Below are 25,185 nucleotides of genomic sequence, written 5' to 3'. Positions count from 1 at the left end.
CCATGCACCTGCTCAGGACCCAACCCGGCGGTTTCGTGTCGGATGACAACATTGCCGACCTTGGACAAACCCCCGCCGAGCTGGTGATCCTGTGCAGTGGCGACTCCAGCCTCGCGCTGCTCGCCGAAGCGGCGCAGCAGTTGCCTGACGATTACCCGAGCGTGCGCCTGGCCAACCCGATGCAGGTGCAGAATCATGCGTCGGTCGACCTGTATGTCGACGAAGTGCTGCGCCACGCCAAGGTGATTCTGATCTCGCTGCACGGCGGCATCGCCTATTGGCGTTATGGCGTGGAGCGCTTGGTGGCGTTGTCCCAGCGCGGCGTGCAGCTGATTCTGGTACCCGGCGATGACCGCCCGGACCCGGAACTCAGCGACCTCAGCACCGTGGCAGCCTGCGACCGCGATCGGCTTTGGCAGTTTTTGCGTCAGGGCGGCATGAGCAATGCCCTGGATTTTTTCCGCTGCCTCGCCAATCGTTGGCTGGATCGCGACTACGCCTGGGCCGAGCCGCAAACTCTGCCGCGCACGGCGATCTACCATCCGCAAAAAAGCCCCGCAGCCCTTCACGATTGGCAAGCCGACTGGCAGGCCGATCAACCGGTGGCGGCGGTGCTGTTTTACCGTTCGCATCTGCAAGCGGCGAACACCGGTTTCATCGATATTTTCTGCCAGCGTTTGCAAGCGGCGGGGTTGAACCCGTTGCCAATTGCGCTGGCCAGTTTGAAAGAGCCCGGCTGCCTGACGGCGGTCGAGGACTGGTTGGATGAAGTCGACGCCGGCGTGATTCTCAACACCACCGGTTTCGCTCAATCCAGCCCCGAAGCGCCGCACCGGCGACCGTTTCGTCGCAACATCCCGGTCATTCAGGCGATTTGCGCCCAGGACAACGAGCCCGGTTGGCGCGCCAGTGAACAGGGCCTCGGTCCACGCGATCTGGCAATGCACATCGCGCTGCCGGAACTGGATGGCCGAATCATCAGCCGGCCGATTAGCTTCAAGGACTTGGCCTGGCGCAGCGAGCGCAGCCAGTCGGACGTGGTCTGCTACCGGCCGCAACCTGAACGTATGGATTTTGTCGCCGAACTGGCGCGGCGCTGGATTGATCTGGCGCGCGTGCCCAATGGCGAGAAGCGCATCGCCTTGATCCTCGCCAACTACCCGACTCGTGATGGTCGTATCGGCAACGGCGTGGGCCTCGACACCCCGGCCGCCGCGCTGAATATCCTCCGTGCGCTGCACACCGAAGGTTATCCGCTACCGGCGGAGTTACCGGACACTGGCACCGCGTTGATCCAGCAATTGCTCGGTGGCGTCAGCAACGACCTCGACACCCTTGACCAGCGTCCATGTCAGCAAAGCCTGGCGATGGAAGACTATCTGCTGATGTTCAACGCCTTGCCCGAATCCAACCGCCAAGCCGTGCTGGAACGCTGGGGCACGCCCGAAAGCGATCCGATGTTCCGTGGCGGGCGAATGATGATCGCCGGGCTGCGCTTTGGCCTGACCTTCGTCGGCATTCAACCGGCACGCGGTTATCAGGTGGATCCGAGCGCGGTGTATCACGACCCGGACCTGGTGCCGCCTCACGGTTATCTGGCGTTCTACTTCTGGTTGCGTAACACCTATGGCGCCCACGGCGTGATCCACGTCGGCAAGCACGGCAATCTCGAATGGCTGCCGGGCAAAGGCGTCGGGCTGTCGGAGAACTGCTGGCCGGATGCGCTGCTCGGGCCGCTGCCGAACATCTATCCGTTCATCGTCAATGATCCGGGCGAGGGCGCCCAGGCCAAGCGCCGCACCCAGGCCGTGATCATTGATCACCTGATGCCGCCGCTGACGCGCGCCGAAACCTACGGCCCGTTGCGCAACCTCGAATTACTCGCCGACGAGTATTACGAAGCGCAATTGCTCGATCCGCGCCGTGCCCGGGAATTGCAGCGCGACATCCTGCAACTGGTGCGCGAGACGCACATCGACCGCGAACTGCAACTGGACGAGAAGCTCGACAGTGATGCCGATGCGGCGATCTGGTTGCCGCGTCTGGACACGTATTTGTGCGACTTGAAAGAGTCGCAGATCCGCGATGGTTTGCATGTGTTCGGCGAGTCGCCGACCGGGCGTTTGCGTATCGACACCTTGCTGGCCTTGCTGCGTATTCCGCGTGGCGATGGGCGTGGCGCCCAATCAAGTCTGCTGCGGGCGCTGGCCAAGGCGTTCGCGTTGGGCTTCGATCCGCTGGATTGCGCGCTCGCCGAACCTTGGACCGGGCCGCGTCCGATTGAACTGCAAACCCTCACCGATGAAGCCTGGCGTACAGCCGGTGATACCCGCGAACGTCTGGAACTGTTCGCGGCGCAACTGATCGAGCAGGCATTGAGCGCTGAAGTTGAGCTGCTGAACGAATCATGTTGGTCAGAGGTGAAAGCCATCGTCGACAGCCTGCGTGAAGTCGTCGCTCCTCGGCTGGACGCCTGCGGTCCGGCGGAAATGCGCGGTCTGCTCGACGCGCTCAGCGGTCGCTTCGTGCCGGCCGGCCCCAGTGGTGCGCCGAGTCGCGGTCGACTCGACGTGCTGCCGACCGGGCGCAATTTCTACTCGGTGGACGTGCGTAACCTGCCGACCACCACCGCGTGGCGCATCGGTTTCCAGTCGGCCACCCTGATTCTTGAACGACACCTGCAAGACCACGGCGATCACCTGCGCCAACTCGGCCTGTCGGTGTGGGGCACCGCGACCATGCGCACCGGCGGCGATGACATCGCCCAGGCCATGGCGCTGATGGGCGTGCGCCCGGTCTGGGCGACGGGCAGTCAGCGGGTCGACGACTTCGAAATTTTGCCGCTGAGCCTGCTGGACCGTCCGCGCGTGGACGTGACCTTGCGCGTCTCCGGATTCTTTCGCGATGCCTTTGCCAACTTGATCCGTCTGTTCGACGCCGCTGTGCAAGCGGTCGCCGCCCTCGACGAGCCGGACGACCTCAACCCCCTGGCCGCCAAGGTGCGCGCCGAGCGCGAAGCGTTGATGCAATCGGGGCTGGATGAAGACGCAGCCAGGCGTCAGGCCGGTTGGCGCATCTTTGGCGCCAAACCGGGTGCTTACGGCGCGGGCGTGCAGGGCGCCATCGAGGGTCGTCTGTGGCAAAGCCGCGATGACCTGGCCGACGTTTATCTGAACTGGGGCGGCTACGCTTACGGCGGTTCTGACGAAGGCACTGCGGCGCGAGAGCAGTTCGCTCAGCGCCTGAGCCAAGTACAAGCCGTGCTGCAAAACCAGGACAACCGTGAGCACGACTTGCTCGACTCCAACGACTATTACCAGTTCCAGGGCGGCATGCTCGCCGCCGTAGAAAGCCTCAGTGGTGAAGCCGCGGCCAGTTACCATGGCGATCACAGTCAGCCGGACTTGCCGAAGATCCGCACGTTGAAGGAAGAGCTGAACCGGGTGATCCGCTCGCGGGCAGCCAATCCGAAGTGGATCGACGGCGTGAAGCGCCACGGCTATAAAGGCGCGTTTGAACTGGCGGCAACGGTTGATAATCTGTTTGCGTTCGACGCCACCACGCAGCTGATCGACGATCACCAATATGCATTGCTGGCGGAGGCGTATTTGCTGGACCCGGCGACCCGGGATTTTGTTCGTGAGCATAATCCGCATGCGCTGCGTGATATGACTGAACGGATGCTGGAGGCGCAGCAGCGGGGGATGTGGAAGGAGCCGGGTGAGTATCGCGAAGCGCTAGAAAATTTGTTGCTCGACATAGAAGAAGACAGCTAACGGATCGTTAGCTGATCGTTCCCACGCAGAGCGTGGGAACGATCCCGCTACCGACCATGATGAGAAACCCGACATGACCGACACCCCCCATTTCCCTCTCTCAGCCGTGGTCGGCGCCGACGATCTAAAACTCGCCCTCTACCTGACCGCCATCGACCCGAAAATCGGCGGTGTACTCATCGAAGGCCCCCGCGGCATGGCCAAGTCAACGCTGGCCCGAGGCCTGGCGGACCTGCTGGCCAGCGGCCAATTCGTGACATTGCCGTTGGGCGCCACCGAAGAACGGTTGGTGGGCACGCTCGACCTGGACGCTGCCCTGAGCGAGGGGCGCGCGCAGTTTTCCCCCGGCGTGCTGGCCAAGGCTGACGGCGGTGTGCTCTACGTTGATGAGGTCAATTTATTGCCCGATCACCTGGTGGACCTGCTGTTGGATGTGGCCGCCAGCGGCACCAATCTGATCGAACGTGACGGCATTTCCCATCGGCATTCGGCGAAGTTCGTGCTGATCGGCACCATGAACCCGGAAGAGGGCGAACTGCGTCCGCAACTGCTCGACCGTTTTGGCCTGAACGTCGTCCTCAGTGGTCACACAGCACCAGCCGAACGGGGTCAGATCATCCGCCGTCGGCTGGATTTCGACAGCGATCCCTACAGCTTCTGCGCTGAGTGGGAAAGCCAGCAGCAGTCTCTGCGCGAACGTTGCCAGAAAGCGCGCAGCGCGCTGGCAAGTGTCCCTCTCGACGATCATGCGCTGGCACAGATTACCGAGCGCTGCTTTGCCGCTGGCGTCGATGGCTTGCGGGCCGACCTGGTCTGGTTGCGCGCGGCGCGTGCCCATGCAGCGTGGCGCGGGGCGAGCGCAATCGCCGAGGAAGATATCGACGCCGTCGCCGAATTTGCCTTGCGCCATCGCCGCCGCGAGCCGTCGCCACCGGCGCCGCAACACAGTCAGCCGCCCTCGACCCAAAATACCAACCCGAGTGAAGGCCAGGGCCAATGGGGGGAAATGCCCGCCCAGGCGTTACCGGTCGGCGCACGACGTGAGGTGCCGAGCTGGCCAAAAAAGCCCTAGGCATTCGCCCTCGATCTGACGCGGGGGCGAATGCCAGACTCCGCGCCGGACGGCTGGACAATGGCAAACAGGGTAAACGTCACGCGGCACGTAACGGCTCGATCAATTGGCCCGGCACATTGCTGAATGGCCGCCCGCGCCATCGCGACGATGTCTTGTTTCACTTGCGCACCCGTTCGCCCCACGAACTGTGGCTGGTGATCGTCGACGCCTCGGCCTCGACCCGCCGCCATCAAGCGTTGAGCGATGCCAAGGGCTTGCTGGCGCAGCTGTTCGACGAGGCCTATCGCCAGCGTGCGCGCCTGGCGTTGCTGACCGCCAGTGGCAATCTACCGAAATGGCAAGTGCAAGGGTTGAAAGCCTCCGCCGGTTTACGCAACTGGCTTGATGGCCTGGGAGCGGGGGGTGGTACGCCGTTACTGGCGGCGCTGGGAGAGGCGGGGCAATGGCTGACAGCACGGCAAAAACGCTTTCCGGCGGAACAGCAGCGATTGTTGTTGGTCACCGATGGCCGATTGAAGGACTGGTCAAGGTTGTCGGCGCTTGATTGTCCGGGGCTGCTGATCGACATCGAACGCGGGCCGATTCGGCTTGGACGGGCTAAGGTGATGGCTGCCGAGTTGCAGGCCGAGTATCGACATATCGATGATATGGCGTGAGCCGAAAAAATCACAGGAGTGAAGCATGCGTGTTCTAGCTGTAAACCATCAGGATGATTTCCGCGTCAAGGCCTACGCCGGCACCAATGGCGTGCTGTTGGCCATGGACCTGGCCGAGCCCCGCCGCAAAGGCCTGTTGGGTTTCGCCATCGAAAAACAGCAAGGCCCCAAGCCCTGGCTGTTCCTGTTCAACAGGCTGACCTTCCCCGGTAAGGTGCATACGTTTCCCCAGTTTCACGCCACCCCCAGCGATATCGCGCCGTTGCAGAAATTTCGCTGGGCCGATTACGCGGTCAATCCGGGGATGACGATCCATTACCGAATCCACCTGGCCTACGGCACCGTTGATGCGCCGCAACTGGGTGAGTTTCTGGAAGTGACGGTCACCTCCGACAATGGCCTGCCGAATAACCAAAGCGTGATCTTCAACCGTGCGGTCGCCGCCAGCCAGGCGTTCCAGCGTAAATTTCCCGAGCTCGACGCGTTGATCACCGCCAACAAGAACCTGCCCATCGAAGCCTGGCCGGATGCCCCGCGGCAATGGCTGGAAAACGGTTTGCTCGGGCGTCTGCTGGGTTTTATCGAACGTGCGGTAGATGGCCAGTGGGCGCTGGACATTGCCATCTACGAGTATGAATTGCAGGCCATCGTCGATGCCGTCAATGCGGCGTTTGCACGTGGGGTAAACGTTCGCGTGCTGTATCACGCCCAGCCGGACGATGAAGACACCACCATGAACGAGGCCAGCCTGGAAAACATCCCGGCAGAGAACAAGCGCGGACGGGTCACCCATAACATCTTCCACAACAAATTCATGCTGCTGAGCCGGCTCGACGCAGCGGGACAGCGGCAGCCCGAAGCGGTGCTTTGCGGCAGCACCAATTTCACGCCCAACGGCGTCTACCGCCAGGCCAACGTGGTGCATGTGCTGGACGACACGCGAGTCAGCGCCAGCTATCTGCGCACCTTCGAGCAGGTCTGGGCTAACCCGGCGGATGTCGGCGCCACCCGAAACTGGCTCACGCAAAACAACCCGATGGATCCGCTGCAACCGATGTTCGCCGGGTTCTCACCGCGCTCGGGCAAAGGGGATCTGGGTGAGTTTGTCCAGATCATCAGCGCCGCGAAAAAGGACGTGCTGTTCGTCACCGCGTTCGCCTTGCCCGACGACATCCTGAACGCCTTGCTCGGCCAGCCCCACGACGACATTTTGCGTTACGGTCTGCAAAACACCGTCAGCCGGATCACCGGTTTCCACGCCGACCGCACCGCCGAATTCGCCGCCACCGCGCTGCTCAACACCGGGCTGGAAGGCTGGCTCAGAGAGAACATGAAAGGCCAGAAGGGCAACCTGCTGGTGCACACCAAAGCCGTGGTGACAGATTTCACCAGCGATGCGCCGACAATCATCAGCGGCAGCCATAACCTCAGTGCCGCGGCCAGCAATGGCAATGACGAGAACTACTTGATCATTCGCGGCAATACCGATCTGGCGGACCGTTATGGTCTGGAGCTGCTGCGGTTTTACGAGCATTACCGCTTTCGTTATTTCGCCAAGAAACTCGCGCTCAAACAGGTCCAGCCGTTGGCGGCGGATGACAGCTGGACCGATGACTATTACCTCGACGGGAATTTGCGTCAGCTATCCAGATTGCGTTTTTCCGGACGGTAAACACACTCGCGGGGCTGGTAGCGAATGTCGAGCGTGTATTGGCGTCGTTTAAGCCTTAACGCCGACGGTAGCAGTCGAGGGGACGGGGATTGGATTACGCATCAGAGCCTTGGCTCGTTCCACTTCATCGTGAAACGTGTGGCCGATGGAGGCGAGGGCCGAGGTCAGCAGCAATGCTGCACCGACACCCTTGATCGCCCGCGGTGTCGAGGAACAGCGCATTCCCTGAGGCTGTGAGTAACGTCAGTCGCGGGCTCACCTTGTGTTCGACGGACATGGCAGCGTTTCTCTACTGTAAAAGACAGTGCAGCTTATCGCGGGTTGGTGCTTTCTTTGTTAGGCACGCCTTGTCACTTCATGACCTTTGAGCTAACGCACCGATGGATATTCGCCATTTCCGCTATTTTCTGGCCGTTGCCCGGCAAGGCAACTTCACCCGCGCCGCCGAACAACTCGGTATCGCACCGCCGACCTTGACTCGACAGATTCAGGACATGGAGAACGAACTCGGCACGCGATTGTTCGTGCGCCAAACACGTGAAGTCAGCCTGACCGAGGCCGGCGCCGCGCTGGTGATCGAGGCCGAGGCGACGGTGCGGCAATTCGAATACGCTCAGTACAACGCACAGCGTGCCGGACGCGGGGATATTGGCCATATCGAACTGGGTTACGTGGCTTCGGCGGTGTATTCGGGTTTGCTGCAGAAACAGGTGCAATCCTTCAGTCGCGAGTGTCCTGACGTCAGCCTGAACGTACGGGAAAGTCCCATGGCGTCATTGCCGGTGATGGTGGTCGAGGGGCGTTTCGACATTGGCTATGTCCGCTCACCCATGACCCTGCCTGACGGCCTGGACGCCATTCGCCTGGATGCAGAAGGTTTTGTGCTGGCGGTGCCTGCCGAGTCCTGGCTGTGCCGTCTGCCAGAGATTGTCCCGGAACATTTGCTGAACGAGACGTTCATCCTGCCGGAGCAAATCAGCGGCACTTTGCAAGTCGCCGCCGAGGGTGGATTTACGCCGAAACTGGGGGCGCAACCGGGCGGGCTGGTGGCGGTCATAGCGCTGGTGTCGTTGGGGCAGGGCGTGGCGGTCGTGCCGGAATCGGTGGTCGGGCATGTCAGTCTGCCCGGTGTCTTGTACCGGCCGATCAAAGGGTGTGAGGCGAGCTCCTGGTTGTCGTTAGTCCATCGGCGATTCGAGAAGTCCGCGGCGGTAGTCCGGTATATCGAGCAGGTCAAAAATCGTGAGTGAACGGAAAAATAGATCTTCTAGTTTTTCGCTGATCTCAAGAATCCATCGCGATCAAGCTCGCTTGTATGTTTAGACTTGAAGGGGTGGGCGGACAGACACGGTCTATGTGGGAGCGACCTTGCTCCGGGCGGCGTTCCGACGATAGCGGTCTGTCAACCAGTAGATTTCTCAAACCCCGATCAACGTGCGTGCCCGAGGTACAGTGCACAGGGTCCGTAGCGTTCGACGCAGCCACGCCAGGTCATGGCCTTGTTTCCGTGCTGCGTACATGGGCTTCACCTGGCCAATGTGACTGGCGAAGTCTTCCTGCAGGGTTTGTTCAGTGCCAATTCCCTTGAGCTTCTTCAGCAGCTTTCCATTCTTGTAAAACAGCACGGTGGGTGTACCGGTGACGTCCGGATGCCGAGGCGATTCGCTGGTGTTCAACATGTAGATTTGGGCCTGATGCCGATACGGTTCAGCGATCTGGCGAAAGATCGGTCCGGCCATTTCACAGGCGGGACAATGTTGACTGCTGAAGTACAAAATCACTGGGCGCCAGGTGTTCAGGGCCTTGTGATAGACCGGGGCCAGCGCTTCGCGAGCGATTTTCGAGCTCATTGAAATCTCCTTTTTCACAGTGCATCGAGTGCCTGTTGACGGTAAAGGAGTCAGCCGCGATCAGTCTACTGTCAGAAATTACAGGTAGAGCGCTGTTGCCTGTGTTTTGCGCATCTTTTTGATTCACTTTGTTTGATCGCTCCCAGAGCGTGGGAACGATCACTTGCCGGCCTTTCCCTAGGTGATCAGGTTGGCTGACGCAGTTTCATGGCCATTTCTTCGGCATTGAGTTTGCGCGAAGCGGCGGCCAAGTCCTTGCTGACGATGGTTTTGCCGATTGGCGCCAGGGCGATGCCGGCCAGTTTTAAATGCTGGATGCCGAATGGAATGCCGATGATGGTGACAAAGCACAGTAGCGCCGAGATCACATGACCGATGGCCAGCCAGACGCCAGCGAACAGGAACCAGAGCACATTGCCGACCACACCCAGGCCGCTGGTACCCAGGTCTTCTTTGTTCGACAGGTCCTTGCGATTGACCGCTTCCTTGCCGAACGGGAAAAACGAAAAGGTGCCGATGACAAAGCACGCGCGGCCCCACGGGATACCGACGACAGTCACAAACGCCAGGACGCCCAACAGCCACCAGCTGAGGCCCATGACCACACCACCAAGAATGAACCAGAGAAAATTGCCGATCGCACTCATGTAAAACGTCCCTATTTTGGCCCACCGGAGTGGTGGGCTGGTGGCCATATGCTAGCGGTTCAGGGTGCCGTGTAACAACAGTGAAAAGCGAGTGCCGCCACGGGCTGTCGGTTTTCGTGTCACCCATGGTGCTCACTCGCCCTCGATTGGTGCCCAATTACCCATCGACCGTGGCCTTCGGTAGCGCTCGCGCTGTGCTGTGTTGGGAGACGTTTTTTTCGTGCATTTGCATCCCGTTGATTCAGTTCGAATTTCAGTTGCTTTGTGATTTTACCGTCGACCTGTGGCACACTTTCTGCTGTCTATTCCGTTGTTACATACCAACGTCCGGTATAGCGGAATAAACAACACCCTGGAGTGCTTGCCATGCATCACCGACCTACCTTGTTTAAAGCGTGTGTTTTTGTTCTTGCGGCTTCGGCTGCTGCCATGGGCGTGGCCCAGGCGGCGGACAGCAAGCTCGATAGCGTGCTGGCCCGCGGGAAACTGATTGTGGGCACGGGCAGTACCAATGCGCCGTGGCACTTCCAGGGGGCGGACGGCAAGTTGCAGGGTTTCGATATCGATATCGCGCGGATGGTGGCCCAAGGGTTGTTCAACGACCCGAGCAAGGTCGAGTTCGTGGTGCAGTCGTCCGATGCGCGGATTCCCAACTTGCTGACCGACAAGGTCGACATGAGCTGTCAGTTCATTACCGTCACCGCCAGTCGTGCGCAGCAGGTGGCGTTCACGCTGCCGTACTACCGCGAAGGTGTCGCCCTGCTGTTGCCGGCCAACAGCAAGTACAAGGAAATCGATGACCTCAAAGCCGCCAACGACAGCGTCACCGTTGCGGTGCTGCAGAACGTGTACGCCGAAGAGTTGGTGCATCAAGCGTTGCCAAAAGCCAAGGTCGATCAATACGACAGCGTGGACCTGATGTATCAGGCGGTGAACTCCGGCCGCGCCGATGCCGCTGCCACCGATCAATCGTCGGTGAAATACCTGATGGTGCAAAACCAGGGTCGCTATCGCAGCCCGGCTTACGCCTGGAGCCCGCAAACCTACGCGTGCGCCGTCAAACGCGGCGATCAAGACTGGTTGAACTTCGTCAACACCGCCCTGCATGAAGCCATGAGCGGCGTTGAGTTCCCGACCTATGCGGCGTCGTTCAAGCAGTGGTTCGGTGTCGATCTCCCAACCCCGGCCATCGGTTTTCCCGTCGAATTCAAATGATCCCGTGAGAGCGGGGCGGTCATAAAACGCCCCGGTCAAGGTACTGCTGACCATGAACTATCAGTTGAACTTTGCCGCCGTGTGGCGCGATTTCGACACCTTGCTGGCGGGGCTTGGTCTGGGCCTTGAGCTGGCGCTGGTGTCGATCGCCATCGGCTGCGTGATCGGCCTGCTGATGGCGTTTGCTTTGTTGTCGAAGCACCGCGCGTTGCGGGTGCTGGCGTCGGTGTATGTGACGGTCATCCGTAACACGCCGATTCTGGTGTTGATTCTGTTGATCTACTTCGCCTTGCCGAGCCTGGGGATCCGACTGGACAAGATCCCGTCGTTCATCATCACGCTGTCGCTGTATGCCGGGGCCTATCTGACCGAAGTGTTCCGCGGCGGGTTGTTGAGCATTCCCAAGGGACAACGTGAAGCCGGGTTGGCAATCGGTCTGGGCGAGTGGCAGGTCAAGGCCTACGTCACCGTGCCGGTGATGCTGCGCAATGTGCTGCCGGCCTTGTCGAACAATTTTATCTCGCTGTTCAAGGACACCTCGCTGGCGGCTGCGATTGCCGTGCCGGAGCTGACTTATTACGCGCGCAAGATCAATGTCGAGAGCTACCGGGTGATTGAAACCTGGATGGTGACCACAGCGCTCTATGTGGCGGCCTGTTACCTCATTGCCATGATGCTGCGTTACCTCGAGCAGCGTCTGGCGCTTCGCCGATAGGAGGCCACATGTACGAATCCCCTAGTTGGTTGCATGAGTTATGGGTGGCGCGGGAAGTCCTGTGGCAAGGCTTTCTGACCAGTGTGCAGGTTTCGGCCCTGGCCATTCTGTTGGGCACGATAGTCGGCATCGTCGCTGGTCTGGTGCTGACGTACGGCAAGTTCTGGATGCGCGCGCCGTTTCGTTTTTACGTCGACATCATTCGCGGCACGCCCGTGTTTGTATTGGTGCTCGCCTGCTTCTATATGGCGCCTGCGCTGGGCTGGCAGATCAGTGCGTTTCAGGCCGGCGCGTTGGGGCTGACGCTGTTTTGCGGCTCCCATGTCGCCGAGATTGTTCGCGGCGCGTTGCAAGCGCTGCCCAGCGGTCAGATGGAAGCGAGCAAGGCCATCGGCCTGACGTTTTATCAATCGCTCGGCTACGTGCTGTTGCCTCAGGCGCTGCGGCAGATCTTGCCGACCTGGGTCAACTCGTCCACCGAGATCGTCAAGGCTTCGACGCTGTTGTCGGTGATTGGTGTGGCTGAGTTGCTGCTCAGCACCCAGCAGATCATCGCTCGGACCTTCATGACCCTCGAGTTTTACCTGTTCGCCGGATTGCTGTTTTTCGTCATCAACTACGCCATCGAATTACTCGGCCGGCACATTGAAAAGCGGGTGGCCTTGCCATGACTCAACCTCAAGTTTCGATACAGAATCAGGCGCTGCTGGACATCCGCGGGCTGCACAAGCAATACGGGCCGCTCGAAGTGCTCAAGGGTGTTGACCTGACGATGCAGCGCGGCAACGTCGTGACGCTGATCGGTTCCAGCGGTTCGGGCAAGACCACGCTGCTGCGTTGCGTGAACATGCTTGAAGAGTTTCAGGGCGGGCAGATCATGCTCGATGGCGAGTCCATCGGTTATGACGAGGTCAACGGCAAGCGCGTGCGTCACCCGGAAAAAGTCATCGCCCGGCATCGGGCCATGACCGGCATGGCGTTCCAGCAGTTCAACCTGTTTCCGCACCTCACGGCGTTGCAGAACGTCACCCTCGGTCTGCTCAAGGTCAAAAAGCTGCACAAGGATGAAGCGGTTGCCCTCGCGGAAAAATGGCTGGAACGGGTCGGCTTGCTGGAACGGCGCGATCACTTCCCCGGTCAGTTGTCCGGTGGTCAGCAGCAGCGCGTGGCGATTGCCAGGGCGATTGCGATGAACCCGAGCCTGATGCTGTTCGACGAAGTGACCTCGGCCCTCGATCCGGAACTGGTCGGCGAAGTGTTGAGCGTGATCAAGGGCCTGGCCGAGGACGGCATGACCATGCTGCTGGTCACCCACGAAATGCGCTTCGCCTTCGAAGTCTCGGACAAGATCGTGTTCATGAATCAGGGGCGGATCGAAGAGCAGGGGCCGCCCAAGGAACTGTTCGAACGCCCGCAATCGCCACGACTGGCGGAATTTCTCAAGAACACGCGCTTTTGACCTATCACTATTCAATCAGGAGAAACCCTCATGAACATTACTCGTTACGGCACCGGCAGCACCGCCGGTGGCGGCCAACCCCGTCCTTTCGCCCGCGCCGTTGAAGCCGATGGCTGGCTGCATGTGTCCGGCCAGGTGCCTGCGCTGGATGGCGAAATCATAGTGGGCGGCATCGTCGAGCAGACTCACCAGACCATGAAGAACCTGATCGCGATTCTCGAAGAAGCCGGCTATGGTCTCGAAGACGTGGTGCGCGCCGGCGTGTGGTTGGAAGATCCGCGGGATTTCTGGAGTTTCAACAAGGTGTTTTCCGAGTACTTCAAAAGCGAACATGCACCGGCGCGGGCGTGTGTGCAGGCGAATATGATGGTCGATTGCAAGGTTGAGATTGACTGTGTCGCGTACAAGAAAAAGGCCTGACCAACACCGCTGATCGTTCCCACGCTCCGCGTGGGAATGCCTCACCGGACGCTCCGCGTTCGCTTTTTGGACGCAGAGCGTCCATGGCTGCATTCCCACGCAGAGCGTGGGAACGATCATTGGCGGTAAACTCCCGGCACTTTGAATGGGAACCTGAAGACATGACCGAAGACACCATCAAGCGCCGGGCTCGCGGTCTGGACCGGGCGTTCGATATCCTCGATTTCCTCAAGGAAGTCGGCAAGCCTCTGCGCCCGAACGAAATCGCCAGCGGCATTGGCAGCCCGAAATCCACGGTCTACGAGTTGGTTGCCTCCCTGCTGGACCGGCGGATTCTCGAGCCCGTGGGCAAGGACGGTCACGTCTACCTCGGCCGTCAGCTGTACTTCCTCGGGCAGGCGCATTTGCGCCATTTCGACCTGACCCGCGAGGCCGGTCACGCCTTGCAGGAGATCGTCAGCCAGACCCGCGAAACCGCGCAGATGTGCCTGCTCAACGGACGCAAATACACCGTGGCATTGATGAAAGAGGGCGAGCGGCATTTCCGCATTTCCTCGGACATCGGCGAGAACGCGCCGATTCCCTGGACCGCTTCCGGGCGCCTCTTGCTGGCGCACCTGAGCGACCAGGAAATCGTCGACCTGATCGATCACGACGACTTCATCCTGCCCAGCGGCGAGCGCCTGCCGCTTGCACAGTTTCTCCAGGAAATTCGTCAGGCCGGTATCGATGGGTTCTTCTCTTTCGATAGCGTCGCCGACACGTTTACCCATTGCTTCGCCGCCCCGGTCAAAGACCCGAACGGCGTGGTCATTGCGACCCTGTGCATCGTTGCCCCGCGGGCCGATGCCAAGAGCAACTACAACGACTATCGCCGGGTGCTGATCGACAGCGCCAACAACCTGGCCCGTCGCATCAACGAGTAACAGCGGCTGCCTGCGGCCGCGAATGTGAGGAGTTCGACCATGTCTTCTGCCAAAAACACTGCCACCGTGGAAAAGGGCTTCGCCCACGCTGGCGCCAACCTGGTGCGCGACGTCAGCCTGCCGGCGCTGGTGCTGCACCGCGAAGCACTGGAACACAACATTCGCTGGATGCAGGCGTTCGTCAGCAACAGCGGTGCCGAGCTCGCGCCCCACGGCAAAACCAGCATGACCCCGGCGCTGTTTCAGCGCCAACTGGACGCCGGTGCCTGGGGCATCACCCTGGCCAGCGCCACGCAAACCCGTGCGGCTTACGCCCATGGCGTGCATCGGGTGCTGATGGCCAACCAATTGGTCGGTACGCCGAACATGGCGCTGATCGCCGATCTGCTGGCCGATCCGGCTTTCGACTTCCATTGCATGGTCGATCACCCGGACAACGTCACTGACCTCGGCGCGTATTTCGCCTCGCGCGGTGTGCGCTTGAACGTGATGGTCGAGTACGGCGTGGTCGGCGGTCGTTGCGGTTGCCGCACGGAAGAGGAAGTGGTTGCGCTGGCCAAGGCCATCGCTGCGCAACCGGCCCTGGCGCTGACCGGGATCGAAGGTTACGAAGGGGTGATTCACGGTGATCACGCGGAGAGCGGCATCCGTGCGTTCGCTGCTTCTTTGGTGCGCCTGGCTGTGCAGCTGCAGGACAGCGGGGCGTTCGCCATTCCCAAGCCGATCATCACTGCGTCGGGTTCGGCCTGGTACGACCTGATCGCTGAATCATTCGAAGCGCAGAACGCCGGTGGGCGGTTCCTCAGTGTGCTGCGTCCCGGCAGCTATGTGGCGCACGATCACGGCATCTACAAAGAAGCGCAATGCTGCGTGCTGGACCGCCGCAGTGATCTGCACGAGGGCTTGCGCCCGGCGCTGGAAGTCTGGGCGCATGTACAGTCGTTGCCGGAGCCGGGGTTTGCGGTGATCGCCCTGGGTAAACGCGACGTGGCCTACGACGCCGGTCTGCCGGTGCCGTTGTTGCGCTACAAGGCCGGTGTAGTGCCGGCGACGGGCGATGACGTCAGCGCCTGCAAGGTGACGGCGGTGATGGACCAGCATGCGTTCATGACCGTGGCGCCGGGGGTTGAGTTGCGGGTGGGGGACATTATTTCCTTTGGTACTTCGCACCCGTGCCTCACGTTCGACAAGTGGCGCACCGGGTGCCTGGTGGATGAGCAACTGAACGTCATCGAAACCATGGAAACCTGTTTCTAGGGTTTGATTCGCGTCCGGCCGTTTTGCGACCGCTTCGCGCTCGAACGCAGGCTTCGCCAGCTGCTACATAAAGCGCGTTCGCCACGCACTTGTAGCGGTTGCCGAAGGCTACGTCCGGCTGCGCAGCAGTCGTGAGCGGGTCAACATGAGAATTCAATTAATGAACACCATCAGCACCCTCGGCCCCAACACCCCGCGCATCGCCCTGATCGGCGAGTGCATGATCGAGTTGCAGCAACGCGCCGACGGCAGCCTGCAACAGAGTTTCGGTGGCGATACCTTGAACACGGCGGTCTACCTGTCCCGGGCCTTGGGCGAGGGCGGCACGGTGGATTACGTCACCGCCCTGGGCGACGATACTTTCAGCGATGCCATGTGCCAGAGCTGGGCCGACGAAAACATCGGGCTGAGCAGGGTCCAGCGCTTGCCCGGTCGCTTGCCCGGCTTGTATTGCATCCAGACTGACGCCGCCGGTGAGCGACGTTTTCTCTATTGGCGCAATGAAGCGGCCGTCCGTGATTGCTTTACTACCCCAGCCGCCGCGCCAATCCTGGCGGCACTGCCGGATTACGATGTGCTGTATTTCAGCGGCATCACCCTGGCGGTACTCGGTGTGCAGGGGCGAGAGAAATTGCTGGAAACCCTGATCGAAGCCCGGCAGCGGGATGCGCGGATCGTGTTCGACAACAACTACCGGCCACGTTTGTGGGCGTCGGTTGAAGAGGCACGAGTGGCCTATCGCAGCGTTCTGCCCTCTGTCGACCTGGCGTTGCTGACCGTCGATGACGAGCAGGCGCTGTTTCATTTTTCCGATTGCGAGGCGGTGTTTGCTGCTTACGAGCAGATCGGCACGCCTGAAGTGGTACTCAAGCGTGGCGCCGAGGCGTGTCTGATTCGCTGTGACGGGGAGTCGTTCGAAGTGCCGGCTCAGGTCGTTGAGCGAGTGGTGGACACCACGGCGGCGGGGGATTCGTTCAATGCGGCGTATCTGGCCAGTCGACTCAAGGGCGGCAGTCCGGTTGAGGCTGCTGAAGCGGGGCATCGTTTGGCGAGTCGGGTGATTCAGGTGCCTGGGGCACTGATCCCCCGAAACTGAAAACACGATGCATCAATCCCGGTAAAACACCTGCACCAGGTGATAACCAAACTTGCTCTTGATCGGCCCGTGCACCACGCGCAGTGGTTTTTTGAAGATCACGGCATCGATGACCCCGACCATCTGCCCGGGCCGTACTTCACCGAGGTCGCCGCCGCGTTTGCCGGACGGGCAGGTGGAATACTTCTTGGCCAGCACATCGAAGGCTTCGCCCTTGGCGATGCGTTGTTTGAGCTGTTCGGCTTCTTCCGAGGTTTTCACCAGAATATGGCGGGCTTGAGCTTTCATGGCAGTACCTTGCAACGGTGGTGGCTATGTTGGTGCCAGCGGGGGGCGCGCGATTATGCCTTAACTCAGTCCGGTTGACCGATCATCGCGCGAATCTTGTTGGCCAACAGGTCAATTGAAAAGGGCTTGGCCACCATGTCCATGCCTTCCTCCAGGAAGCCCTGGCGCTCGGCGGCTTTTTCCGCATAACCGGTCATGAACAGCACTTTGAGTTCGGGGCGGTGCTGGCGCGCGATTTCCGCCAATTGCCGTCCGTTCATTCCCGGCAGCCCGACGTCGGTGACCAGCAAATCGACCCGCAGATCGGATTCCAGCAGAGGCAGGGCGGTCTTCGCGTCTTCGGCTTCATGGGCGTGGTAACCCAGCTCGTTGAGCAGGTCGAGCACCAGCATGCGCACCGCCGGATCGTCCTCCACCAACACCACGGTTTCACCGGCAATGGCGGCCGGCGCCTCACTCGTGACCGGCATCAGGGTATTGACCGGCTCGCAAACGTGTAGTCGCGGCAGGTACAGACGCACGCTGGTGCCTTGGCCCGGCAAGCTGAAAAGGCTGACATGCCCGCCCGACTGCTGGGCAAAACCATAGATCATCGACAGCCCGAGACCGGTGCCCTGGCCGATGGGTTTGGTGGTGAAGAACGGGTCGAAGGCCTTGGCCAGCACCGACGGTGTCATGCCGGTACCGTTGTCGCTGACGGCGATCATCAGATAATCCCCGGCCTTGACCGGTTCCAGGGTGTTGATGTCACTGCTGTCGAGGTAAACGTTGGCCGTTTCGATCCGCAACTCACCGCCATCGGGCATGGCGTCCCGGGCGTTGATCACCAGATTGAGCAGGGCGTTTTCCAGCTGGCTGACGTCCGTGCTGACCGGCCAGACGTCATCGGCCAGTTGCAGTTGGAGCTCGATGTGGTCGCCCTTGGTCCGGCTGAGCAGGTCTTCCAGGGAATGGATCAGATCATTGGCGTTGAGCGGCTTTCGATCCAGTGACTGTCGCCGGGAAAACGCCAGCAGGCGATGGGTCAGGGCGGCGGCACGGTTGGCCGAGGACACTGCCGCCTCGGTGAACCGGCCAACCTCGGCGGCGCGCCCGTCGGCGATGTAGCGCTGCATCAAATCGAGGCTGCCGATGATCCCGGTGAGCATATTGTTAAAGTCATGGGCGATGCCGCCGGTGAGCTGGCCGAGCGCTTCCATCTTCTGTGCATGTCGCAACGCCTCTTCGGCGCGCTCGCGTTCGAACATCTCGTTCTGCAGCCGCTGGTTGGCTTCGGCCAGTTGTTGGGTGCGGGCGACGACTCGTTCCTCAAGGGTTTCGTTGAGATTGCGCAGGGCTTCTTCGGTTTGTTTGCGCTCGGTTTCGTCAATCACAAAGATGTAGAAACCATTGACCGCACCATCCGCACCGTGGCGCGGCAAGTAGTTCATCAGGGCATGGCGGATGCTGCCGTCACGGTGCGGGGTGCTGATGCTGAAACAACAAGACCTGCCGGACAGTGCCAGGGCGATGTGTTCGGCGCGCAAGGCATAGGCCTCTTCACCCAGTACTTCACGGATGGTTTTGCCAAAGAGCTCCTGAGGCGTCAGTCCGTACCAGTCGAGGTAGGCCGAATTGTTCAGGCGAAAGCGCTCCTCGCTGTCCACGTAGCTGATCAGGATCGGCATGGCGTTGATGATCAGTTGCAGCTCGGTCTGACTTTGCCGCAAGGCTTGCTCAGTGTGTTTACGTTCAGTCAGGTCCAGGGCAGCGCCGAGGAAACGAATCGGCCGGCCATGGTGGTCCTTGTAGCAACGACCCCGAGCAAACACCCAGCGCAGCTGACCGTCGGGTTGCAGCAGGCGATACTCCTCGGCGTACTCGGTGCCGTGGGTGATGGAGTGCTTGATGCTGCGAGTGACCATGGCGCGGTCTTCCGGGTGCACCCCTTGGAGGTAGGCGCTGATGGGCAACTGGCTGGCGAGCAGCGGGTCGATGCCGTGCAATTGGGCGAAGTGGGTGTCGGCAATGAAGCGATCTTCGCCGATGTCCCAGTCCCAGGTGCCGACGGCGTCGGTGGCGGCGAGCGCCAGTTGCAGACGCTCCTCGGTCTCGTGCTGGGCCTTGAGGCTGGCGGCCGAGCGCTGTTCGAGTTCGAGGGCGATGCGTCGGCGTTCGTTGGTTTCGATGGCGGTGACCAGAATCCCGGCGACCTGGGCGCTTTCATCGCGGATGGGGCTGTAGGTCAGGTCCAGCCAGAAGTCGGAATCATGGCCGTCGCGCTGCAAGGTGAAGCGCTGTTCGCTGTAGGTCCGTACCTGTCCTTGTAGGACGGCGCTGTAAATGGGGTCGGTAAATTCCTTTAACTCTGGCCAGATCAGGTGCGTCGGCTGTCCGAAAGCGTGTGGATGCTTGCTGCCGGCCAGCAGGGCAAAGCCGTCGTTGTAGATCTGCGTGAGCTGCGGGCCCCACAACAACAGCATGGGCATTGGCGAATGAATCACGATGTCCACGGCGGTTCTCAAGCTCTGCGGCCAGGTACTGGCCGCGCCCAGCGGGCTGCGTCTCCAGTCCAGTCGGGCAATCAAGGCCTGGGCATCGCTGCCGGTCGGTGATGCGTTCATCAAGATGTCCTGCACTTAAGTCGGTGTGGCGGCGTCAACTATCCTAAGGCAGTAGACGCTGAATGACCCATTTTGGGTCATTTCTGTTCATTGAATGCTTCGCGGGTGCTTTTTGCCATGGAAATCGATTCGCTGTTGAGGCTCCTGGCCAATCAGGATGGCTCCGATCTGTACCTGTCCACCGGCGCGCCACCCAGCGCACGGTTCGACGGTGTGCTTAAACCATTGGCCGATCAGCCGTTCAAACCGGGAGAAATTGCGGCCATTGCCGAGTCCATCATGGACGCCGAACAACGTCTGATGTTCGATCGGGAGCTGGAGATGAACCTGGCGATCTCTTTGCCAGGTGTCGGGCGCTTTCGGGTCAATATCTTCAAACAACGCAACGATGTGTCGATCGTGGCGCGCAACATCAAGCTCGACATTCCGCGTTTCGAAGACCTTAAGCTGCCGTCGGTGCTACTCGAGACGGTGATGCTCAAACAAGGACTGATGCTGTTCGTCGGCGCCACCGACTCGGGTAAGTCCACTTCGCTGGCGGCATTGATCGACTACCGCAATCGCCACAGCAGTGGCCACATCATCACCATCGAAGACCCGGTCGAGTACATCCATCGGCACAAAAAGTCGATCATCAACCAGCGCGAGGTCGGCGTCGATACCCGCAGTTTTCATGCTGCATTGAAAAATACCCTGCGCCAGGCACCGGATGTGGTGCTGATCGGCGAAATCCGTGACCGCGAGACGATGGAGCACGCGCTGGCATTTGCCGATACCGGCCATCTGGTCATTTCCACCCTGCATGCGCACAACGCCAATCAGGCGCTGGACCGGATCATCAATTTCTTCCCCGAAGAGCGCCGGCCGCAGCTGCTTAATGATTTGGGCAACAACCTCAAGGCCTTCGTTTCCCAGCGCTTGGTGCGCACCCGCGACGGCAAGCGACGGGCGGCGGTAGAAGTGATGCTCGGGACGCCGACCATCGGCGACCTGATCCGGCGCAATGAGTTTTCAGAGCTGAAGGGGATCATGGAGAAGTCTGTGGAACTGGGGATGCAGACGTTTGATGGTGCGTTATACGCGTTGGTCGTCGAGGGGGCGATTGAAGAGGAAGAAGCGCTCAAACATGCGGATTCGGTGAACAACTTGCGCTTGCGGCTAAAGCTGCACGCCGAAGCATCACCGGGTCCCCATGCACCACCGGGTGAATGGGGGTTGATGGACTGAGGCCCGCTCAGCTTTGCAATTGCGGTCGGTTGCGGAACTGTTCAAGCGCTTCGGGATTGGCCAGGGCATCGATATTCTTTACCTTCTGCCCGTGCACCACATTTCGCACGGCCAACTCGACAACCTTGCCACTGATCGTCCGCGGAATGTCCGTCACCGCGACAATCTTCGCCGGCACATGCCGTGGCGTGGTGTTGGCGCGGATGACCTGGCGGATCTGCTGTTCCAGTCCCTCGTCGAGTTCGACACCGTCACGCAAACGTACGAACAGCACGACCCGAACGTCATCCAGCCATTGCTGACCGATGGCCACGCTGTCCAGTACCTGCGGGACCTTCTCCACCTGACGGTAGATTTCCGCCGTGCCGATGCGCACGCCGCCGGGGTTGAGTACGGCGTCGGAGCGTCCGTGGATCATCATCGCGCCATGGGGCAATTGTTCAGCGTAATCGCCTTGGGCCCAGACACCGGGGAACTGACTGAAATACGAGGCACGAAGCTTTTCCTGCTGAGGGTCATTCCAGAACCCGATGGGTATTGCCGGAAAGTGCCGGGTGCACACCAGCTCGCCTTTTTCGCCGATCACAGGCTGGCCGTCGTCGTTCCAGACTTCCACCGCCATGCCCAGGCTTTTGCCGTGTATCTCGCCACGGCGCACGGGTTGCAGCGGATTGCTGCTCACAAAACACGAAACAATGTCGGTGCCGCCGGACATCGAGGCCAGGCACAAGTCAGCCTTGAGGTCGCGGTAGACAAAGTCGTAACTCTGGGGCGACAACGCGGAACCGGTGCAGAGCAGGGTTTTGAGGCTGCTCAGGTCATGGCTTTCGCGAGGTTTGACGCCATTGCTTTCCAGGGCCGCGAGGTACTTGGGGCTGGTGCCGAAGACGCTGATGCGTTCGTCGTCGATCAGATCGATCAGGCACTCGGTGGCAGGATGAAACGGCGAGCCGTCGTATAGCACCACCGCGCTGTCCACGGCCAGCGCCGAGACCAGCCAGTTCCACATCATCCAGCCGCACGTGGTGTAGTAGAACAATCGGTCGCCGGGGCCGAGATCGCAATGCAGGCCATGTTCCTTGACGTGTTGCAGCAACACGCCGCCGGTGCTGTGAATGATGCATTTGGGCACGCCCGTGGTGCCGCTGGAATAGAGGATGTACAGCGGATGCGCGAAGGGCACGGGCACAAAAATCGGTTCGCCGCCAGCGTCGTAGAAATCATCCCAGAGCGTCACGTTGGCCCGGGTGTGGAAGTCCTCGATGCGCGCCTGTGGCCGGGCGTAAGGCACGACGATCAGTTGCCGCAAGGACGGCAGGCGTTCGAGGATCTCGTTGACCTTGGCGGCCTGCTCGATCTCTTTGCCGGCATAGCGGTAACCGGCGCAGGTGATCAGCACGGTCGGTTCGATCTGACCGAAGCGATCGATTACCCCCTGAGTGCCAAAGTCCGGTGAAGAGCAGGACCAGATCGCCCCCAGGCTGGTGGTGGCGAGCATGGCCACCAGGGTTTGCCAGGTGTTTGGCATGCACGCGGCCACTCGGTCGCCAACGACGACGCCAGCGGCGATCAAGCTATTTTGAAAACCGGCGACATGCTCCGCCAGTTCGGCCCAGGTCAGCTGTTCGCGTTGGCCGTTTTCACCGATGGCCACCACTGCCACGGCATCGTCGCGACGGCGCAGCAGGTGCTCGGCGAAGTTCAGGGTGGCGCCGGGAAACCATTGGGCGCTGGGCATTTGCGCGCCTTCCACCAGCACAGCGTCCGGTTGATCATGGAAACGGATGTCGAAGAAATCGACGATGGCCTGCCAGAACGCTTCGCGCTGATCGATGGACCATTGGTGCAGGGCAGGGTAGTCGTCGACGTGGAGGTTGTGCCGCTGATTGATGAAGCGCCGGAAGGCCTCCATGCGGGTCTTGCCGATGCGCTTGGCGCTGGGTTGCCAGAGAATGTCGGACATGGCTTGCCTCTTCTTGTTGGTATCAGATCGTTCCCACGCTCTGCGTGGGAATGCCTCAATGGACGCTCTGCGTCCGCTTTGGGACGCGGAGCGTCCCGGGCTGCATTCCCACGCAGAGCGTGGGAACGATCATCTGTGGGTTACTGCGCCAACCACCCACCATCAATATTCCACGCCGCACCGCGTACCTGGCTACCGGCTTCGCTGCACAAGAACAGCACCAGCTCGCCCAGTTGCGGCGGCGTGACGAACGCCAGGGACGGCTGCTTCTCGGCCAGCAAATCATGCTGCGCCTGCTGCGGGTCGACCCCTTTGGCGATGCGATCATCAATCTGCTTCTGCACCAGCGGCGTCAGCACCCAACCCGGGCAGATGGCGTTGCAGGTGACGTTGGTGGTGGCCGTTTCCAGACCCACCACCTTGGTCAAGCCGATGACCCCATGCTTGGCCGCCACGTATGCCGCCTTGCCGACCGACCCGACCTGGCCATGCACCGAAGCGATGTTGATGATCCGTCCCCAGCCCTTGGCGCGCATGCCTGGCAGGCTCAAACGGGTGCTGTGGAAGACCGACGACAGGTTGATCGCAATGATCGAATCCCAGCGCTCCACCGGGAAATCCTCCACCGACGCCACGTGCTGGATGCCGGCATTGTTGACCAGGATGTCCACGCCGCCGAACTCACGCTCGGCGTAGGCAATCATGTCGGCGATTTGCGCCGGGTCGCTGACATCGGCCGGGTGATGGCCAACCTTGCCACCGCTTTTGTTATTGAGCAGCTCGACCTCGGCAATCACTTTGGACGCATCACCGAAACCGTTGAGGATCAGATTGGCGCCAGCCTTGGCCAGGCTGAGGGCAATGCCCAGGCCGATGCCGCTGGTGGAACCGGTGACCAGTGCAGTCTTGCCCGAAAGAGTCGTCATGAATACCTCACACAATGCCAGTGGCGTAGAAAGTACCGATCACCACAAAAACCGCCAGGGTCTTGATCAGCGTAATACAGAAAATGTCTTTGTAGGCTTCGCGGTGGGTCAGGCCCGTGACCGCCAGCAAGGTAATCACCGCGCCGTTGTGCGGCAGGGTGTCCATGCCGCCACTGGCCATCGCGGCCACCCGGTGCAGCACTTCCAGCGGGATGTTGGCGGCATGGGCGGCTGCGATGAAGTCATTGGCCATGGCCGCCAGCGCAATGCTCATACCGCCCGATGCAGAACCGGTGATGCCGGCCAGCAGGGTCACGGTAATCGCTTCGTTGACCAGCGGATTGGGAATGCTCTTGAGCCAGTCGGCCAATACCAGGAAGCCCGGCAAGGAGGCGATCACCGCACCAAAGCCGTATTCCGACGCGGTGTTCATCGCCGCCAGCAACGAACCGCTGACCGCACTTCGACTGCCTTCGGCCAACTTGCCGCGAATCGCCTGGAAGCCGAACACCAACACCATGATGATGCCCACCAGCAAGGCCGCCTGAACCGCCCAGATCGCAGTGAGCTTGGCGATGTCGGTGGTCACCGGCGCGGCCATGCCCGGCAGCGCGAGGCTGTGGGTCTTGCCGTACCACTGCGGAATCCACTGGGTAAACAGCAGGTTCATAATGCCGACGGCCAGCAGCGGCGACACAGCGATCCACGGATTTGGCAGTTTGATGTCGGCAGCGGTTTGCGGCTCGTTGCGCAGATCGGTGCCATACCCTTCCCCGGCGTGCTGCGCCTTGTTGCGCTGGCGCTGGAGAAACAGCATGCCGGCGCAGAACACGAAGATCGCGCCGATCACACCCAGCCAGGGCGCGGCCCAGGCGGTGGTGTTGAAGAAGGTGCTGGGGATGATGTTCTGGATTTGCGGGGTGCCGGGCAGGGCGTCCATGGTGAACGAGAATGCACCGAGGGCGATGGTCGCCGGAATCAGTCGCTTGGGGATATTGCTCTGGCGAAACATTTCAGCAGCAAACGGGTAGACCGCGAACACCACCACGAACAGCGACACGCCGCCGTAAGTCAGCAGGGCGCAGACCAACACGATCACCAGCATCGCCTGACGGGTGCCGAGCAGGCGAATCGCCGCTGCGACGATGGAGCGCGAGAAGCCTGACAGTTCGATCAGCTTGCCGAACACCGCACCGAGCAGGAACACCGGGAAATACAGTTTGATGAAGCCGACCATTTTCTCCATGAACACCCCGGTGAAGGCAGGGGCGACGGCGGAAGGGTCGGTGAGCAGAACGGCGCCGAGGGCGGCAATCGGGGCAAAGAGGATAACGCTGTAGCCACGGTAGGCCGCGAGCATTAGCAGCGTGAGGGCTGCCAAGGCAATGATCACACTCATGGTGTGTCTCCTGGA

Annotated in this window: 21 protein-coding genes; 14 read left to right on the top strand and 7 right to left on the bottom strand. The window is 60.8% G+C overall.

What is annotated here, in order from left to right; all coding sequences use genetic code 11:
• Nucleotides 1-2 precede the first annotated feature (2 nt).
• From cobN to ACYZT3_RS16590, 5 genes are all read left to right on the top strand, one after another.
• On the top strand, nucleotides 3-3,776 hold the full coding sequence (cobN, locus tag ACYZT3_RS16610; protein ID WP_462030315.1) for a cobaltochelatase subunit CobN: 3,774 nt from the start codon (nucleotides 3-5) through the stop codon (nucleotides 3,774-3,776).
• A gap of 73 nt (nucleotides 3,777-3,849) precedes the next feature.
• On the top strand, nucleotides 3,850-4,848 hold the full coding sequence (locus ACYZT3_RS16605) for an ATP-binding protein (protein WP_282375940.1): 999 nt from the start codon (nucleotides 3,850-3,852) through the stop codon (nucleotides 4,846-4,848).
• 2 nt (nucleotides 4,849-4,850) lie between these two features.
• Nucleotides 4,851-5,507, top strand: a complete 657-nt coding sequence (locus ACYZT3_RS16600; RefSeq protein WP_462032386.1) for a vWA domain-containing protein — start codon at nucleotides 4,851-4,853, stop codon at nucleotides 5,505-5,507.
• Between the two features lie 25 nt (nucleotides 5,508-5,532).
• Nucleotides 5,533-7,179 (top strand): phospholipase D-like domain-containing protein, encoded by a 1,647-nt coding sequence (locus ACYZT3_RS16595; RefSeq protein WP_462030314.1) that lies wholly within the window; start codon nucleotides 5,533-5,535, stop codon nucleotides 7,177-7,179.
• 380 nt (nucleotides 7,180-7,559) lie between these two features.
• Nucleotides 7,560-8,429, top strand: a complete 870-nt coding sequence (locus ACYZT3_RS16590; RefSeq protein ID WP_462030313.1) for a LysR family transcriptional regulator — start codon at nucleotides 7,560-7,562, stop codon at nucleotides 8,427-8,429.
• A 168-nt stretch (nucleotides 8,430-8,597) separates the two neighbouring features.
• Here ACYZT3_RS16590 and ACYZT3_RS16585 read toward each other — a convergent pair whose 3' ends face one another.
• Together ACYZT3_RS16585 and ACYZT3_RS16580 are read right to left on the bottom strand one after the other, a co-directional pair.
• Nucleotides 8,598-9,029, bottom strand: a complete 432-nt coding sequence (locus tag ACYZT3_RS16585) for a thioredoxin family protein (RefSeq protein WP_282375937.1) — start codon at nucleotides 9,027-9,029, stop codon at nucleotides 8,598-8,600.
• 185 nt (nucleotides 9,030-9,214) lie between these two features.
• The gene (locus ACYZT3_RS16580) at nucleotides 9,215-9,676 is read right to left on the bottom strand and encodes a YccF domain-containing protein (RefSeq protein WP_282375936.1); all 462 of its coding nucleotides are present in this window, start codon (nucleotides 9,674-9,676) and stop codon (nucleotides 9,215-9,217) included.
• Nucleotides 9,677-10,042: 366 nt separating this feature from the next.
• On the opposite strand from ACYZT3_RS16580, the gene ACYZT3_RS16575 reads away from it, so the two are divergent.
• From ACYZT3_RS16575 to ACYZT3_RS16540, 8 genes are all read left to right on the top strand, one after another.
• Nucleotides 10,043-10,891, top strand: a complete 849-nt coding sequence (locus ACYZT3_RS16575; protein ID WP_282375934.1) for a transporter substrate-binding domain-containing protein — start codon at nucleotides 10,043-10,045, stop codon at nucleotides 10,889-10,891.
• Between the two features lie 52 nt (nucleotides 10,892-10,943).
• The gene (locus ACYZT3_RS16570; RefSeq protein WP_282375933.1) at nucleotides 10,944-11,606 is read left to right on the top strand and encodes an amino acid ABC transporter permease; all 663 of its coding nucleotides are present in this window, start codon (nucleotides 10,944-10,946) and stop codon (nucleotides 11,604-11,606) included.
• Between the two features lie 8 nt (nucleotides 11,607-11,614).
• Nucleotides 11,615-12,277 carry an amino acid ABC transporter permease gene (locus ACYZT3_RS16565; RefSeq protein ID WP_282375932.1) on the top strand — a complete coding sequence of 221 codons (663 nt, stop codon included), beginning with the start codon at nucleotides 11,615-11,617 and terminating at the stop codon, nucleotides 12,275-12,277.
• Nucleotides 12,274-13,065 (top strand): amino acid ABC transporter ATP-binding protein, encoded by a 792-nt coding sequence (locus ACYZT3_RS16560; protein ID WP_282375931.1) that lies wholly within the window; start codon nucleotides 12,274-12,276, stop codon nucleotides 13,063-13,065. Before ACYZT3_RS16565 ends, ACYZT3_RS16560 begins: the two co-directional genes overlap by 4 nt.
• Before the next feature lie 30 nt (nucleotides 13,066-13,095).
• Nucleotides 13,096-13,485, top strand: coding sequence for a RidA family protein (locus ACYZT3_RS16555; protein ID WP_462030312.1), 390 nt, complete (start codon nucleotides 13,096-13,098; stop codon nucleotides 13,483-13,485).
• A gap of 161 nt (nucleotides 13,486-13,646) precedes the next feature.
• Nucleotides 13,647-14,411 (top strand): IclR family transcriptional regulator, encoded by a 765-nt coding sequence (locus tag ACYZT3_RS16550; RefSeq protein ID WP_282375929.1) that lies wholly within the window; start codon nucleotides 13,647-13,649, stop codon nucleotides 14,409-14,411.
• Nucleotides 14,412-14,450: 39 nt separating this feature from the next.
• Nucleotides 14,451-15,668 (top strand): amino acid deaminase, encoded by a 1,218-nt coding sequence (locus ACYZT3_RS16545; protein ID WP_462030311.1) that lies wholly within the window; start codon nucleotides 14,451-14,453, stop codon nucleotides 15,666-15,668.
• Between the two features lie 160 nt (nucleotides 15,669-15,828).
• Nucleotides 15,829-16,764 (top strand): sugar kinase, encoded by a 936-nt coding sequence (locus tag ACYZT3_RS16540; RefSeq protein ID WP_282375927.1) that lies wholly within the window; start codon nucleotides 15,829-15,831, stop codon nucleotides 16,762-16,764.
• Nucleotides 16,765-16,776: 12 nt separating this feature from the next.
• Here ACYZT3_RS16540 and ACYZT3_RS16535 read toward each other — a convergent pair whose 3' ends face one another.
• Both ACYZT3_RS16535 and ACYZT3_RS16530 read right to left on the bottom strand, forming a co-directional pair.
• Entirely contained in the window at nucleotides 16,777-17,052 is a 276-nt protein-coding gene (locus ACYZT3_RS16535) for a peptidylprolyl isomerase (RefSeq protein WP_007898282.1), read from the bottom strand.
• A 65-nt stretch (nucleotides 17,053-17,117) separates the two neighbouring features.
• Entirely contained in the window at nucleotides 17,118-19,655 is a 2,538-nt protein-coding gene (locus tag ACYZT3_RS16530; RefSeq protein ID WP_282375926.1) for a PAS domain-containing hybrid sensor histidine kinase/response regulator, read from the bottom strand.
• Between the two features lie 117 nt (nucleotides 19,656-19,772).
• On the opposite strand from ACYZT3_RS16530, the gene ACYZT3_RS16525 reads away from it, so the two are divergent.
• Nucleotides 19,773-20,882 (top strand): PilT/PilU family type 4a pilus ATPase, encoded by a 1,110-nt coding sequence (locus tag ACYZT3_RS16525; RefSeq protein ID WP_462030310.1) that lies wholly within the window; start codon nucleotides 19,773-19,775, stop codon nucleotides 20,880-20,882.
• Between the two features lie 7 nt (nucleotides 20,883-20,889).
• On the opposite strand, the gene ACYZT3_RS16520 is transcribed toward ACYZT3_RS16525, so the two are convergent.
• From ACYZT3_RS16520 to ACYZT3_RS16510, 3 genes are all read right to left on the bottom strand, one after another.
• On the bottom strand, nucleotides 20,890-22,845 hold the full coding sequence (locus tag ACYZT3_RS16520; RefSeq protein WP_462030309.1) for an acetoacetate--CoA ligase: 1,956 nt from the start codon (nucleotides 22,843-22,845) through the stop codon (nucleotides 20,890-20,892).
• A 140-nt stretch (nucleotides 22,846-22,985) separates the two neighbouring features.
• A complete protein-coding gene (locus ACYZT3_RS16515) occupies nucleotides 22,986-23,771 on the bottom strand; it encodes a 3-hydroxybutyrate dehydrogenase (protein WP_282375923.1) in 786 nt (261 codons plus the stop codon).
• Between the two features lie 7 nt (nucleotides 23,772-23,778).
• Entirely contained in the window at nucleotides 23,779-25,170 is a 1,392-nt protein-coding gene (locus ACYZT3_RS16510; protein ID WP_462030308.1) for a GntP family permease, read from the bottom strand.
• Nucleotides 25,171-25,185 lie beyond the last annotated feature (15 nt).

It is taken from the genome of Pseudomonas sp. MDT1-16 (assembly GCF_054898115.1).
Note: the sequence above shows the minus strand (reverse complement) of the source record. Positions and strands in the feature narration are given on the sequence as shown.

Excerpts from the sequence above, each read along its gene's own strand:
- ACYZT3_RS16590 (WP_462030313.1), top strand. The coding sequence starts at position 7,560 with ATGGATATTCGCCATTTCCGCTATTTTCTGGCCGTTGCCCGGCAAGGC.
- ACYZT3_RS16510 (WP_462030308.1), bottom strand. The coding sequence starts at position 25,170 with ATGAGTGTGATCATTGCCTTGGCAGCCCTCACGCTGCTAATGCTCGCG.
- ACYZT3_RS16530 (WP_282375926.1), bottom strand. The coding sequence starts at position 19,655 with ATGAACGCATCACCGACCGGCAGCGATGCCCAGGCCTTGATTGCCCGA.
- ACYZT3_RS16515 (WP_282375923.1), bottom strand. The coding sequence starts at position 23,771 with ATGACGACTCTTTCGGGCAAGACTGCACTGGTCACCGGTTCCACCAGC.
- ACYZT3_RS16555 (WP_462030312.1), top strand. The coding sequence starts at position 13,096 with ATGAACATTACTCGTTACGGCACCGGCAGCACCGCCGGTGGCGGCCAA.
- ACYZT3_RS16520 (WP_462030309.1), bottom strand. The coding sequence starts at position 22,845 with ATGTCCGACATTCTCTGGCAACCCAGCGCCAAGCGCATCGGCAAGACC.
- ACYZT3_RS16535 (WP_007898282.1), bottom strand. The coding sequence starts at position 17,052 with ATGAAAGCTCAAGCCCGCCATATTCTGGTGAAAACCTCGGAAGAAGCC.
- ACYZT3_RS16550 (WP_282375929.1), top strand. The coding sequence starts at position 13,647 with ATGACCGAAGACACCATCAAGCGCCGGGCTCGCGGTCTGGACCGGGCG.
- ACYZT3_RS16575 (WP_282375934.1), top strand. The coding sequence starts at position 10,043 with ATGCATCACCGACCTACCTTGTTTAAAGCGTGTGTTTTTGTTCTTGCG.
- cobN (WP_462030315.1), top strand. The coding sequence starts at position 3 with ATGCACCTGCTCAGGACCCAACCCGGCGGTTTCGTGTCGGATGACAAC.
- ACYZT3_RS16560 (WP_282375931.1), top strand. The coding sequence starts at position 12,274 with ATGACTCAACCTCAAGTTTCGATACAGAATCAGGCGCTGCTGGACATC.
- ACYZT3_RS16595 (WP_462030314.1), top strand. The coding sequence starts at position 5,533 with ATGCGTGTTCTAGCTGTAAACCATCAGGATGATTTCCGCGTCAAGGCC.
- ACYZT3_RS16545 (WP_462030311.1), top strand. The coding sequence starts at position 14,451 with ATGTCTTCTGCCAAAAACACTGCCACCGTGGAAAAGGGCTTCGCCCAC.
- ACYZT3_RS16605 (WP_282375940.1), top strand. The coding sequence starts at position 3,850 with ATGACCGACACCCCCCATTTCCCTCTCTCAGCCGTGGTCGGCGCCGAC.
- ACYZT3_RS16570 (WP_282375933.1), top strand. The coding sequence starts at position 10,944 with ATGAACTATCAGTTGAACTTTGCCGCCGTGTGGCGCGATTTCGACACC.
- ACYZT3_RS16580 (WP_282375936.1), bottom strand. The coding sequence starts at position 9,676 with ATGAGTGCGATCGGCAATTTTCTCTGGTTCATTCTTGGTGGTGTGGTC.
- ACYZT3_RS16585 (WP_282375937.1), bottom strand. The coding sequence starts at position 9,029 with ATGAGCTCGAAAATCGCTCGCGAAGCGCTGGCCCCGGTCTATCACAAG.
- ACYZT3_RS16565 (WP_282375932.1), top strand. The coding sequence starts at position 11,615 with ATGTACGAATCCCCTAGTTGGTTGCATGAGTTATGGGTGGCGCGGGAA.
- ACYZT3_RS16525 (WP_462030310.1), top strand. The coding sequence starts at position 19,773 with ATGGAAATCGATTCGCTGTTGAGGCTCCTGGCCAATCAGGATGGCTCC.
- ACYZT3_RS16540 (WP_282375927.1), top strand. The coding sequence starts at position 15,829 with ATGAACACCATCAGCACCCTCGGCCCCAACACCCCGCGCATCGCCCTG.